The organism is Rhizobiaceae bacterium (assembly GCA_023953835.1).
Classification (GTDB): Bacteria; Pseudomonadota; Alphaproteobacteria; order Rhizobiales; family Rhizobiaceae; genus Mesorhizobium_G.
Genome location: JAMLJB010000001.1, coordinates 3,202,640 through 3,215,476, shown reverse-complemented (window position 1 = coordinate 3,215,476; position 12,837 = coordinate 3,202,640). Strand labels below are relative to the sequence as shown.

Sequence of the window (12,837 nt, the reverse complement as noted above, 5' to 3'; positions counted from 1 at the left end):
TCTGGCCAGATCCGTTCAACAAGGAAATGTGCGCCACGACCTGGGAGGAGGGTCGTGGCGCGGCGCGGTCATTTGGTGTCGAAGACCGGCTGCCAATCGGCGGGCGCATAAATCTGCGTCGCGTCGAATGTCTTGATGTTCTCGGCGGTCACCAGGCCGGGAACGATGCGCAGAACGCGCGCGTCAGGATGCTTTTCCATGAACTCGATCGGCTTCTTCTCCAGTGCGCGCACCGCCAGGTCCACGCCGATGCGGGCGAGGATGACAGGATACTCAGTCGCGAAGGCGCCGATCTTGCCGTCGTTGATCAACTGCGGCGTGGTCTGGCTTTCCCAAGACGAGACAATTGCGATTTCGGGACGGCCTGCTTCGGCAATGGCGCCGACGGCGGCTTCCGCAGTCTGCGCTCCGCCCCAGATCGCGGTCATCTCAGGATAGGTCTGCAATGCGTCCTCGATCAAGGTGAGCTGTTCGGCAACGCCGGGTTCGCCCCACTTGACGCCGATCACCTCGACCTTGGTGCCTTCCAGCGCCTTCTGGAAGCCTTCCAGATAGGCTTCGGCCCAACCCGAGTTCTGCGGGCCGGGGAACGCCACAACCTTGCCGCCCTCAGGCCCGAGTTTGTCGACCAGCGCCTTGCCCGACTGGAACGCCTTGGCGCGGTGGTCGGTCGTGATGAGCGCGGTGATCGGATTGTCGTAGATCGGGTTGGCGACCGCGATGATCGGAATGCCTTTTTCCATCCCGACCTTCAGGCTTCCCGCGATGCCCGCCTCGGTGATCGGCGAGACCAGAATGGCATCGGCGTTGGAAGCGATGCAGTCGTCAAACTGCGAAAGCTGCTTGGACAACTGGTCGTATCCGCCCGCCTGGAAGGTGTAGGCGTGAACGCCGAGCCGCCTGGCTTCCTGCACCGTGCCGTAATTGTTGGCGAGCCAGTAGCTGTCCTTCAGGTGCGGGATAAGCACGCAAAGGTTCCACTCCTTAGATGCCTTCTCAAGCGGAACATATTCAATCGTGGTGCTGTCCGGTCCATCCGGGACGACGCCAAACGGCCACCAGTCCGCGGCCTGGGCCGGAAAGGATGCAGCGATCGCGCCCGCAGCGGCGAACGCCAGTATCAATGATCTCGATTTCATCAGTTGTCTCCGTTGTTCCCCATTGGCATTTGCTCGACTTTCCATTCACAACTTAAAATATACTGCACGTATGGTGATATATATTCAAACTGCGATGATTTATATTTATATGTCATCACGACAAAAGCCGAATATCGTCTATATGGAAAATCCGCTGCAACGCTTTCGGTCTTACCTTCCGCCAAGCGCCAACGGCAGGTCCATCTCCGTCTCAATTCCACTATAAGATATATCATACATGGGAAAACCGAGCGGTCAAGCGGCGGACTGTTGGAACCTGAATCCCGCCGAGCTCAGGCATCCATCCGATTTATCTTGTTCTATCGTACTGTTTTTATGTAATTTTTTCCTTCGTAGCTCAAAACCTTTCGCAGTGCGCCCGTCACGCTGAACCGTAAGACGGCGAAATTATTTCTGACGCCATCCACAAAATTCCCGTTCCTGGGTTTGACACCATCCGCCGTCGATATATCATGTATTGAAAGCGGATCGACCGAGTGCCTCGTTGCATCGCGGCCTCCGCATTTCGTGATTCAAATCGCGCTTCTTCGTGGGCACCATGAAAAATACAAGTATTTCTCAAGAAACGGCGGCCTACCTCACCGAACGCGCGAGCTTCATCCGGCTTGAGACGTTGCGGCTGATCGCGATTGCAAAGGTCGGGCACTACTCCTCCGTATTCTCATGCGCGGAGATATTCGCGGCGCTCTATTATGACGTCATGAACATCAGGCGCGGCGATCCCCGCTGGCCGGAGCGAGACCGCTTCCTGATGGGCAAGGGACACGCGGCGGTGGGGCTGTTTCCTATCCTCGCGGATCTCGATTTCTTCGACCGCGCATGGCTGGAGGATTATACGAGGCTCGGCAGTCCGCTTGGCGACCATCCCGACATGACGAAGGTGCCCGGCGTCGATTTCAGTTCGGGATCGATCGGCCATGCGCTGTCGAACGCCGTCGGCATGCTGCACGGCGCGCGCATCCAGAAGCTGAATTTCGATGCGTTCGTGCTGCTGGGCGATGGCGAAATGCAGGAAGGCCAGGTTTGGGAAGCAGCGCTCAACGCGTCCAGCCACGGCCTTTCGCGCCTCACCGCGATTGTCGACCGCAACGGCTACCAGCTCGATGGCAAGGTGGACGATGTCATCGCAATCGAGCCGCTTGGCGACAAATGGCGCAGCTTCGGTTGGGAGACGCATATCGTCGACGGCCACGACATCGTGGCGCTGACGGAAACGCTGCGCGCGGTCAAGGCAGACACGTCCCGCAAGAAGCCATGCTGCATCATCGCGCGGACGATGAAGGGCAAGGGCGTGCCATATATGGAGACGGAGCCGGGATGGCATCTGGGCTATCTCGCGCCGGATGACGAAGCGCGCGCCCGCGAGGCGATCCTTTCCGGGAGCAGGTCATGATGAACGGACCGCAGAATCCCGAGAGCTGGCAGTATCGCGATCTCAACAAGCGCGCGCCTTCGCTGTCCGTTCTCTCCGATACGCTGATCGAGCTTGTGGAGGCGGGCCACCCCGTTGCGGCGGGAACCGCCGACCTGCAACATTCGAACGGGCTGATCGGCTTCGCCCAACGCTTCCCGGAGCGCTTCGTCCAGTTCGGTATATCGGAGCAGAACATGGTGTCGGCGGCGGCAGGCATGGCCACCACGGGGCTGATCCCCTATGTGGCCACGTTCGCCTCCTTCCTGGGGTTGCTTGCCTGCGAGCAGATCCGAATGGACATCGCCTATTGCAATTTGCCGGTCAGGCTGATCGGCCACCACACCGGCATTTCGCTCGGCTTCTACGGAACCTCGCACCACGCCACCGAGGACATTTCCACCATGCGCGCGCTGGCCAATCTCGCGGTGATCTCGCCTGCGGACGGAGCGCAGTTCGCGGCCCTTCTGCGCGCCTCCGCCACCTATCCCCAGCCGATCTATTTCCGCATCGGACGCGGGCACGATCCGGTGGTCTACGACAAGGGAGAGCCGTTCTCCATCGGCCAGGCAAAGATACATGCCATCGGCGAGGAACTGACGATCATTGCCTGCGGCATGGCGGTCAACGGCGCGAAGGCAGCCATGGAAGCCTTGCGCGCAAAGGGCCGCTCGGTCGGCCTGATCGACATGCACACGATCAAGCCGCTCGACCGGGACGCCGTTGTCCGCGCCGCACAGGCTTCCGGCGTCGTGCTCACCGTCGAGGAGCACAATATCCTCGGAGGACTTGGATCGGCGGTCGCCGAAATCATGGCGGAGATACGCCCGAAGGCCCGGCTGGTGCGCCACGGCATCATGGACGAATACAGCCTGATCGCCCCTCCGACGCATCTCTATCGGCACTACAGGCTCGACGCCGCGGGCATAGAGGAGGTCGCGATGGATTGTCTGCAAGGCGATGCAGGCGCATGAAGGCAGTCAGGCTGGAAGCAGTCGGCCAATTGTTCCTGCGGGACATCGAACGTCCCGAGCCGGGACCGGGCGATCTGCTTGTGCGGGTCGATGCATGCGGCATCTGCGGCACGGATCGCCATCTTTTCAGGGGCACGTTTCCGAGCAGGCCGCCGGTAACGATCGGCCACGAATTGTGCGGAACCGTGGTCGACCTTGCCCCCGATGTCACGGGGTTCGAGGTCGGGGTGCTCGTGACCTGCGATCCGAATGTCGCCTGCCGCCAATGCGCGCAATGCCAGGACGGACGCAGCAATCTCTGCGCTCACATGCGCACCATAGGTATTCACAGTGACGGTGGCCTCGCCGAGTTCGTGCTGGTGCCTGCGGCGCAGGCATGCGCCCTGCCCTCCTCGCTGGACCCGGCGCACGGCGCATTCTGCGAGCCGCTGGCCTGCTGCCTGCATGCGGTTGACCTTGCGGCGATCCGGCCGGGCGCTTCGGTCGTTGTCCTTGGCGGAGGCGTCATCGGCCTGCTGACGGTGCAGCTTGCGCGGCTTGCCGGCGCGGCAAATGTCGTGCTGGTGACCCGCCAGCCCTCCAAGCGCGAGCTGGCTCTGGAGATCGGGGCTACGGCGGCAATCGATCCGAATGCCGGCAGCGTCGTGGACCGGATCGCCGGTCCCGAAGGGTTGCTTCCCGGCGGCGCGGAGGTGGTGATCGAATGCGCCGGTGCGCCTGAAACCATGTCGCAGATGACCCGCCTTGCACGGTCGGGCGGAACGGTCGTCGTGCTGGGCGTCATGCCGAAGGGCCAGACGATCCCCTTCGAACCGCAGGAGCTGCTGGTTCGTGAATTGAAGATTTTCGGTTCATTCATCAACCCTTCGACGCTGAGGCGGGCCTCGCAACTCATCGCGAACCGCGCCATCGAACTGGACAGGCTGATTTCGCGAAAAGTGCCGCTCGATGCGGTGCCGCAGATCGTTCGCGAACCTGTCGGGGAAGGAACCATCAAGACCATGTTCGTGAGGTGATGCGATGCCGGTGCGCACTTTCGCGGCAATAGCGGACGATTTGACGGGGGGCATGGAACTTGCCGCGATGCTGGTGGCGCGAGGCGTGAAATGCTCCTTCGTGACTTCGCCGGAACTCGCCACCGAAGACGACGAGGAAGCAATCGTCGTTGCCCAAAAAATCAGGACGGTTCCCGCTGAGGAGGCGACCGCAGCGGTGCGGACGTCGGTCGCAGCGCTCCGGCACATCGGCGCAAGGCAATATTTCTACAAATATTGCGCGACCTTCGATTCTACGCCTGCGGGCAATATCGGCCCTTGCGTCGACGCCATGGCCGAAATGCTCGATGTCGGCCAGACGCTTTTCGTGCCCGCCTTCCCGGAAGTGGGGCGCGCGGTGTTTCATGGGCATCTCTTTCTCGGAAACCAGCTTCTTTCGGAATCGCCCAAGCGGCACGATCCGCTGACCCCGATGACCGATCCGAACCTCGTCAGGGTGCTTCAGGCGCAGACGCGCGAAAAGGTCGGGCTGCTTTCGATTGAAGCGCTGCAAGGCGGCCCTGAACGGTCGCGGGCGGAACTTGCGCAACTCAAGGAACAGGGCTTCAGCCGCATCATTGCCGATACGATCACCGACGACGATCTCGACCGCATCGCAGCGCTGACGGCGGACTGGACCTTGATGACCGGCAACTCGACCATCGCGGGGCACTATCCCGCCGTGTGGCGCAAGCTCGGCTGGATTGCCGATGGCGCGAACGCAGCCCCCCTGCCCTGCGTCGACAGTCCCGGTATCGTGGTTGCGGGAAGCTGCTCCGAACGAACCATCGAGCAGCTTCACGCCTTCGAGGCGCACAGGCCGGTAATTTGGGTCGATCTGATCGAGGCGAGCCGCCGCGACATGGTTGGCGAGCTTGCGGACGCGGCTGCCGCCATGCTCTCCGAAGGCCCTGTGGCGATTGCCACCTCCGGCCCGCCGGAAAAGGTCGCTGCGATACAGGCCTCGCTCGGCGTCAGGGGCGCTGCGACCGTCGCCGAAGAGGTGCTTTCAGGCGTCGCCGCGAATTTGCGCGGCCGGGGCGTGCGCCGCATTCTCGTTGCCGGGGGCGAGACCTCCGGGGCGGTGATGGATGCGCTCGGCATCAAGCGCTTGCGGGTTGGACCCTATGAGGCGGCCGGTCTTGCGCGCGCGATCAGCGGCGATGGCGACGTCGCGCTCTGCCTCAAATCGGGCAAGCTCGGCCCGGTCGATATGTTTCTTCCAATGCTCGAACGCATGCGCACAGGTGGACAATGACGGCGAATGAAAGTGAAGCACGACGTGCAATCGTCAACTCCTATCGGGAACTGGCGGATGCCGGGCTGATGCAGCTCAGTTCCGGCAACATCAGCCACAGGCTGGGCGAGCGAATGCTGATTACACCGACCGGCGCGGAGCGCACGGTGCAGGAGGACGACATCGTTCTGGTCGACAGATCGGGGCGCGAGATCGGCGCGGGCATCCCGTCGAGCGAATGGTCCATGCACCTCGCCATCTATGCCAATTGCCCGGATGCGCAGGCAATCGTTCATACGCATGGGGACTATGCGACCGCGCTCGCCTGCCAGCGCAAGCCGCTGCCGGCCTTTCACTACATGGTCGCCTCGTTTGGCGGCGACGATGTCCCCTGTACCGATTTCGCTCCCTTCGGCTCGAAGCGCCTGGGGGAACTGGCCGCAGCGGCACTTGGCAACCGCACCGCCTGCCTGATGGCCAATCACGGCACGATCTGCCGGGGCGCGACCATGGCTGCGGCAACCAAGACGGCAAGGAAGCTGGAGATGATGGCACGGCAATATGTGCTGAGCCTTTCGGTCGGCAATCCGGTTCTGCTGAAACAGTCCGACATGGACGAGACGCTCCGCCGCTACAGCTTTTACGGGCACTCGCGGATACCCGAGGACGGACCGGCCTGGAGCGCCGGCTGAGTCAGGCGCTCAGGTCGAGGCGGTGTCCGCGGGCACCTTGCCGCGCGACGCCCACCATTCCTCGAACCGCTGGAACACCACGAAGAAAGTCGGCACGAACAGCACGGCGAGGCAGGTCGATGCGATCATGCCGGAAAACACCGTTATGCCGATGGACTTGCGCGCACTGGCCCCTGCCCCGGTTGCGAAGACCAGCGGCGCGACACCCAGCGTGAACGCAAACGACGTCATGATGATCGGGCGGAAGCGCGTGCGGGCGGCATCGACCGCCGCGTCCAGTATGGCCGTTCCGGCGTGCCGCAATTCGCGCGCGACCTCGACGATGAGAATGGCATTCTTCGCCGAAAGAGCGACCAGCAGGATCAGGCCGATCTGGACATAGAGGTTGTTGTCCACGCCGAGGCCCTTGAGCACAAGCACCGGCCCGACGAGCGAAAGCGGCGTGGCGACCATGACCGAAAGCGGCGCGATCCAGCTTTCATACTGACCGGCAAGCACAAGGTAGACCAGCAGCAATGCGAGGGCGAAAACGTAATAGATCTGGTTGCTGACGAGCTTTTCCTGGAAGGAAAGCGCGGTCCAGTCATAACCCATGCCGCTCGGCAGCGTCTGGTTTGCGATCTGCTCCATGAGCTTCAGAGAGTCTCCCGAAGAGAAGCCGCTGGCCGGAATGCCGACAACCGACGAGGACGGATACAGATTGTAGAGGCTTATCAGCGAAGGCCCGACACTGGGCTTGATGGTCAGGAGCGTGCCGAGCGGAATCATGTCGCCGTCGGTGTTGCGCACAGTCAGCCGGGAAATATCTTCCGGCATGAGACGGAATTGCGCATCGCTTTGAACGTAAATCTGAAACACCCGCCCGAACTTGTTGAACTGGCTGACATATGTCGATCCGAGATAGCCGGCGACCGTCTGGAACACCTGGTCGGTGGTCAGCTTGACGTTCTGGACCTTCTCGCGGTCGATCTCGACGCGATATTGCGGAACGTTGGCGCTGAACGATGACGAAACGCGCTGGATGCCCGATTGCGTTTCGGCAGCGTGTACGACTGTGTTGGTAGCGCCCTGGAGCTTCGTCATGTCGAAACTGCCGTCACGCAGCTCGATCTGCATGGTGAAGCCCGCCGCATTGCCGATGCCCTGAATTGCCGGCGGCGGCAGAACCAGCACCACGCCGTCATCGAGATTGGAGAGCTTGGCGCTCAGCGTCTTGTAGAGCGAGGCGAGGTCCTCGCCCTTGCCGCGCTCGCTCCACGTTTTCAGGATGATGTAGGCGACGCCTGCATTGGCAAGCGTCGAGTTGTTGTCCAGTGCGGATATGCCGGAAATCGTCACCACCTCGTCGACGCCCGGCGTCTCCTTGGCGATGCGGGTCAATTCGTCCAGCGTGTCGTGCGTGCGCCCGAGCGCCGCGCCATCCGGCAGACGAACGCTTGCCAGCAGATAGCCCTGATCCTCGATGGGTATGAAGCCGGTCGGCACGCGCGAAATGCCGTAGCCTGCCGCGCCGATAATCATGAGCGCCACGATGGCAAGCACGCCGCTGTGATGGACCATCCTGCCTATCAGTCGCGTATAGGCGTCTTCGGCCCGCTGATAGATGGCGTTGAAGCCCCGATAGAACCAGTTTCTCTTTTCGAGCGGCACGGGGCGGCGAAGCCAGGTGGCGCACTGCGTCGGCTTCAGCGTCGCCGCGTTGACTGCGCTGATGAAGGCGGTGGCGGCGATGACGAGCGCGAACTGCGCATACATCTGGCCGGTCAGCCCCGGCAAAAACGCAGCGGGAAGGAACACCGCCATCAGCACCAGGGTGATGCCGATGATGGGACCGAACAGGTCGTCCATCGCGCTGACTGCGGCGTCGTGGCCCGACATGCCGTTTTCGATGTTGTGCGAGGCGCGCTCGACGACGATGATCGCGTCGTCCACCACGATGCCGATGGCGAGCACGATTGCGAACAGCGTCGACAGGTTGACGGAGAACCCGAGCGCATACATAGCCACGAATGCGCCGATGATGGTGACCGGGACCGTTGTTGCAGGCACCAGCATGGCGCGCCAGTCCTGCAGGAACACGAGGATGACGACCAGAACCAGAATGGCCGCCTCGAAGAGGGTCTTATAGACCTCGTCGATGGCCTCTCCAACGAATTCGGTCGTGTCGAAGGGAACAGCATAGTCGACGCCTTGCGGAAAGGCCGCCTTCAACTCGCCCATCCTGTTACTCACAAGCGTCGCGACGTCGAGCGCGTTGGCGCCGGGCGTCAGGAAAATCGCCATGCCCGCCGCCGGCTTTCCGTCGAGGTCGAAGAACTGACCATAGGTCTGCGCGCCAAGCTCGACGCGGCCAATGTCGCGCACGCGCGTCATGTCGCCATCGGTACCCGTCTTGACGATCACTTCCGCAAACTGCTCAGGTTGGTCGAGACGGCTCGAAACGTCGATGGTGTACTGGAAGGACTGGCCATCGGGCGCGGGCGGCGCACCCACCTGCCCTGCCGTGACCTGCTCGCTCTGCTGCTGGAGCGCCTGCACGACATCCTGAACCGTCAGGTTCCGGGAGCGCATCTTTTCGGGGTCGAGCCAGATGCGCATGGAATACTGGCCTGCGCCGAACACGCTGACGCCGCCCACACCGGGCAGGCGCGAGATTTCGTCGCGCAGGCTGATGGTCGCGTAGTTGCTGAGATAAAGGCTGTCGCGCGAGCCGTCCGGCGAGGTCAGCGTGACGATCTCAAGGATCGACGTCGATTTCTTCTGGACATTGACGCCCTGCACCTGCACCGACTGGGGAAGCGAGGCCAGCGCCGCCGAGACACGGTTCTGAACCAGCACCTGTGCCTCGTCGAGATTGGTGCCGATCTCGAAGGTGACGGTCAGGTTGTAGCTGCCGTCGGAGGCGGCGAAGGACTGCATGTAGATCATGCGGTCGACGCCATTCACCTGCTGCTCGATCGGCAGCGCCACCGTGTCGATCACCGTGCGGGCACTGGCGCCCGGATAGCGCGTGGTGACGGAAACCGTCGGCGGAACCACATCTGGATATTGCGCGACCGGCAGCCGGTAGAGCGACACCAGCCCAAGCACGACGATGAGGATTGCGAGCACATTCGCCAGGACCGGCCTTTCGACGAAGAAGCGCGAGATCATTGCGCGCTTCCATCTGTCGAGGGCACCTCGAGCGGCTGTAGATCGGGTTCGATCTTCTGCCCCGGCACGGCCTTCATCAGCCCATCGGTGAGAATTCGATCCTCGGCGGAAATCCCGGAGTTGATGACCCTGAGCTTGCCGACGAGCTGGCCGATCTCCACGGGCCGCTGCTCGACGACATCATCCTTGTTCGCCACCAGCACATATCTGCCGCCCTGGTCCGTGCCGATGGCGCGGTCGGGAACGAGCAGGGAATCCGGCAGTTCACCCACCGGTATCCGCACGCGAACGAAATAGCCCGGCAGCAGCGCCTTGTCGCCGTTTTCGAACACCGCGCGGACGGGAAGCGTACCGGTCGAAACCGTCACGGCAGGCGCGACATAGTCGAGCGTTCCCGTATGCGGAAAGCCGTCCTCGGTCTGTAGCCCGATTTCAACGGGCACCTTGCGAAGGTCCTGCTCGGTCATGCCCTGTTTCCGCATCGCCGCGCGAATCCTGAGCACATCCTGTTCGCTGACCGTGAAATTGACATGGATCGGGTCGAGCTGGACGATCGTCGCCAGCTCCGTGGGGCTGCCCGAGCCGACATACTGGCCGAGCGACACCTGCCGGGCGGTCACGGTGCCGTCGAAGGGCGCATTGACTTGCGTATAGCTCAGATTGAGTTCTGCCTGCTTCACATCCACTTCGGATTGCTGGACCTTGGCGGCATCGGAATCGGCCTGGGCAGATGCCTGATCGGCGCTCGACTGGGCCACCACCTTCTGCTTCAGCAGATCCTGCTGGCGCTTCAGTTCGGCCGCGGAAACCTCGCTTGCGGCCTGCGCGGAGGCAAGCCCGGCCTGAGCCTGCTGGAGCGCAAGCTGGTAAGGTTCGGGCTCAATGAGAAATGTCCTCTGCCCGGACTTCAGCGCTTCACCGTCCTTGTAGTTGATTTCCTGAATGAAACCCGGCACGCGCGCCAGCAATGTTGCCGAGTTCACGGCAGCCGTGTTGCCGGTTGTTTCAAGGAAGGGTGTGACTGTCTGCCTGGCGGGCACCGCGACGACAACCTTCGGCGGCGGTGGCGGAACATAGCTGTTTTCGTTGCTGCACGCCGAAAGCGCCGCCACCACAGTAAAGAGCACAACCGGCAGCGCTGCGCGCAGGTACATCATCCCTGACCCCTCATGAGACAAGATGACTGTAAGTGAGAACGTGCTATTGTGGAAGGCAGCAATTCCCGGTTGCCTGCCGTTTTGTGCCGCCAACCTCGGAAACCGGAGACGAGCATGCGCGCCTTGATGATTCTCGCCTTGTCTGGCTCGCTTTCCGGCGTCGGCATGGCATCGGCACAGACCGCCGCGCAACAGGCAGCCTGCAAGGCCGACTACCAGAAGTTCTGTTCAGGCGTGATGCCGGGTGGCGGGCGCATCATCAAATGCCTGAACGAGCACATCGACCAGCTCACCGCGCAGTGCCAACAGGTAGTGAAGGAAAACACCCCGAAATAGCACGGGCGTGAGGGCGCAGATCGCGACTGCGATTGGCGTGCAGCCCGGCGTTCAAACGCCGATTTTCGACAAAAGTCCTCTTATTGCCCGAAGCGCTGTATCGGTCGCCTGCCCGCCATTGTTCATGCCGTCCCAGATAATGAAGCCGGCTAGCACAGCAACGATGATGACGTAGCGCATGTTCTTGCTCCCCTTGCCTGCCCGCACGACAATCGCCCGTGGGGAGAATGTCTAACATCTCTCGCGTGGGTTGTCTCGCTTGCCTCTTGCAGAACGCCCGATTGAAGTGGAAAATCAATCATCGGGACTGAGTGGAAGCGCGTTGCAATCACGGTAGAGGGGCGCTTCGGGCAAAGGCGGGGGACACACCGTCGACACCGGACGCTCATGTCCCCTTAACGCATGGGGGAAACCGGATGGCTTTCAGGAAGCGATCTGAAAAGGCGGATGCAATCAGGCTCGATGCGAGCAACTACGCGGAAATCGCACGCGAGCTGCCGGCCAAGGCCCGGTTCGTGCTCCAGGGCGCAATGCAGCTTGCCTATGGAAAGCTTCGGGTCACATTGCCGGATGGCCGCGCGCTCCAGATCGACGGCAAGGCCCCCGGACCGTCAGCCGAACTGGTGCTCAACAACTGGCGCTTGCCGCAGCGCGCTTTTGCGGGAGGAACGATCGGTGTCGCCGAATCCTATTTCGACGGAGACTGGCACAGCCCCGACATAACCAGCTTTCTCGAACTGTTCGTCGTGAATACGGAGCAAGGCGACCAGCTTGCAGGTGGGGCGAACTGGTTCCTCATGACAATCCAGCGCATCCGGCATTGGCTGAACGACAATACCCGCACGGGGTCGAAGAAGAATATTTCCGCTCACTACGATCTCGGCAACCGCTTCTACAGCGCATGGCTCGACCCCAGCATGACCTATTCTTCCGCCTTGTATCAAACCGGCGCAAACGATCTTGAGGGCGCGCAGGCCGCTAAATATCGGGCGCTCGCAAACGACATCGGCATTCGCGAAGGCGAGCATGTGCTGGAGATCGGATGTGGATGGGGCGGGTTCGCGGAGTTCGCCGCGCGCGAGTTCGGATGCAAGGTGACAGGGCTGACGATCAGCCGGGAGCAGCATGCTTATGCGAGCGAGCGCATCGCCAAGGCCGGTCTCTCGGACAGGGTGGAGATAAAGTTCCAGGATTATCGCGACGAACACGGCCGCTACGACCGGATTGCTTCAATCGAGATGTTCGAGGCGGTCGGCGAAAAGCACTGGCCGGTGTTTTTCGGCAAGATGCGCGAATGCCTCAAGACCGGCGGAACCGCCGGGCTCCAGATCATCACCATCAATGAAGCGGCCTATCCGAATTATCGCCGCACGCCCGACTTCATACAGCGCTATATTTTCCCGGGCGGCATGCTGCCGACCCCAACGATCTTGCGCTCGCTTGGAAACGATCAGGGCTTTGCCTATCTCAAGGAAAGAGTTTTCCCACAGGATTATGCGCGCACTCTGGCCGAATGGCGCGAGCGTTTCCGGGCTTCTTGGGAAAAACTTATTCCGATGGGTTTCGACGAACGCTTCAAAAAGCTATGGGAATTCTATCTACACTACTGTGAGGCAGGATTCCGTGCAGAATATATCGATGTGCGGCAGGTTATATACAGGGCATAGCTGCAATGTTTTGCAC

The 12,837-nt window shown here is 61.6% G+C and carries 10 protein-coding genes; 7 read left to right on the top strand and 3 right to left on the bottom strand.

Annotated features, from left to right (window positions below; translation table 11 throughout):
* Positions 1-68 precede the first annotated feature (68 nt).
* Positions 69-1,139, bottom strand: a complete 1,071-nt coding sequence (gene torT / locus M9924_15045) for a TMAO reductase system periplasmic protein TorT (protein ID MCO5065714.1) — start codon at positions 1,137-1,139, stop codon at positions 69-71.
* 559 nt (positions 1,140-1,698) lie between these two features.
* Here torT and M9924_15040 point away from each other — a divergent pair.
* Genes M9924_15040 through M9924_15020 form a run of 5 tightly spaced genes read left to right on the top strand, consistent with a single transcriptional unit; the run spans position 1,699 to position 6,508 of the window.
* Positions 1,699-2,553, top strand: coding sequence for a transketolase (locus M9924_15040; protein MCO5065713.1), 855 nt, complete (start codon positions 1,699-1,701; stop codon positions 2,551-2,553).
* Positions 2,553-3,545, top strand: a complete 993-nt coding sequence (locus M9924_15035; GenBank protein ID MCO5065712.1) for a transketolase — start codon at positions 2,553-2,555, stop codon at positions 3,543-3,545. The genes M9924_15040 and M9924_15035 overlap by 1 nt, the downstream gene beginning before the upstream one ends.
* Entirely contained in the window at positions 3,542-4,561 is a 1,020-nt protein-coding gene (locus M9924_15030) for a zinc-dependent alcohol dehydrogenase family protein (protein MCO5065711.1), read from the top strand. Before M9924_15035 ends, M9924_15030 begins: the two co-directional genes overlap by 4 nt.
* Positions 4,562-4,565: 4 nt before the next feature.
* Positions 4,566-5,837 (top strand): four-carbon acid sugar kinase family protein, encoded by a 1,272-nt coding sequence (locus M9924_15025; GenBank protein MCO5065710.1) that lies wholly within the window; start codon positions 4,566-4,568, stop codon positions 5,835-5,837.
* A complete protein-coding gene (locus tag M9924_15020; GenBank protein ID MCO5065709.1) occupies positions 5,834-6,508 on the top strand; it encodes a class II aldolase/adducin family protein in 675 nt (224 codons plus the stop codon). Before M9924_15025 ends, M9924_15020 begins: the two co-directional genes overlap by 4 nt.
* 9 nt (positions 6,509-6,517) lie before the next feature.
* Here the strand turns inward: M9924_15020 and M9924_15015 are convergent, their stop codons facing one another.
* Both M9924_15015 and M9924_15010 read right to left on the bottom strand, forming a co-directional pair.
* A complete protein-coding gene (locus M9924_15015) occupies positions 6,518-9,661 on the bottom strand; it encodes a multidrug efflux RND transporter permease subunit (GenBank protein ID MCO5065708.1) in 3,144 nt (1,047 codons plus the stop codon).
* Positions 9,658-10,818: an efflux RND transporter periplasmic adaptor subunit gene (locus M9924_15010; protein MCO5065707.1), complete on the bottom strand. Its 1,161-nt coding sequence runs from the start codon at positions 10,816-10,818 to the stop codon at positions 9,658-9,660. The genes M9924_15015 and M9924_15010 overlap by 4 nt, the downstream gene beginning before the upstream one ends.
* Before the next feature lie 114 nt (positions 10,819-10,932).
* Here M9924_15010 and M9924_15005 point away from each other — a divergent pair, with 114 nt between their 5' ends.
* A complete protein-coding gene (locus tag M9924_15005) occupies positions 10,933-11,154 on the top strand; it encodes a cysteine rich repeat-containing protein (protein ID MCO5065706.1) in 222 nt (73 codons plus the stop codon).
* A 416-nt stretch (positions 11,155-11,570) separates the two neighbouring features.
* Complete coding sequence (locus M9924_15000; protein ID MCO5065705.1) at positions 11,571-12,821, top strand: cyclopropane-fatty-acyl-phospholipid synthase family protein; 1,251 nt, start codon at positions 11,571-11,573, stop codon at positions 12,819-12,821.
* Positions 12,822-12,837 lie beyond the last annotated feature (16 nt).

Coding starts and splice junctions, on each gene's coding strand:
- torT (MCO5065714.1), bottom strand. CDS start 1,139: ATGAAATCGAGATCATTGATACTGGCGTTCGCCGCTGCGGGCGCGATC.
- M9924_15040 (MCO5065713.1), top strand. CDS start 1,699: ATGAAAAATACAAGTATTTCTCAAGAAACGGCGGCCTACCTCACCGAA.
- M9924_15035 (MCO5065712.1), top strand. CDS start 2,553: ATGAACGGACCGCAGAATCCCGAGAGCTGGCAGTATCGCGATCTCAAC.
- M9924_15030 (MCO5065711.1), top strand. CDS start 3,542: ATGAAGGCAGTCAGGCTGGAAGCAGTCGGCCAATTGTTCCTGCGGGAC.
- M9924_15025 (MCO5065710.1), top strand. CDS start 4,566: ATGCCGGTGCGCACTTTCGCGGCAATAGCGGACGATTTGACGGGGGGC.
- M9924_15020 (MCO5065709.1), top strand. CDS start 5,834: ATGACGGCGAATGAAAGTGAAGCACGACGTGCAATCGTCAACTCCTAT.
- M9924_15015 (MCO5065708.1), bottom strand. CDS start 9,661: ATGATCTCGCGCTTCTTCGTCGAAAGGCCGGTCCTGGCGAATGTGCTC.
- M9924_15010 (MCO5065707.1), bottom strand. CDS start 10,818: ATGATGTACCTGCGCGCAGCGCTGCCGGTTGTGCTCTTTACTGTGGTG.
- M9924_15005 (MCO5065706.1), top strand. CDS start 10,933: ATGCGCGCCTTGATGATTCTCGCCTTGTCTGGCTCGCTTTCCGGCGTC.
- M9924_15000 (MCO5065705.1), top strand. CDS start 11,571: ATGGCTTTCAGGAAGCGATCTGAAAAGGCGGATGCAATCAGGCTCGAT.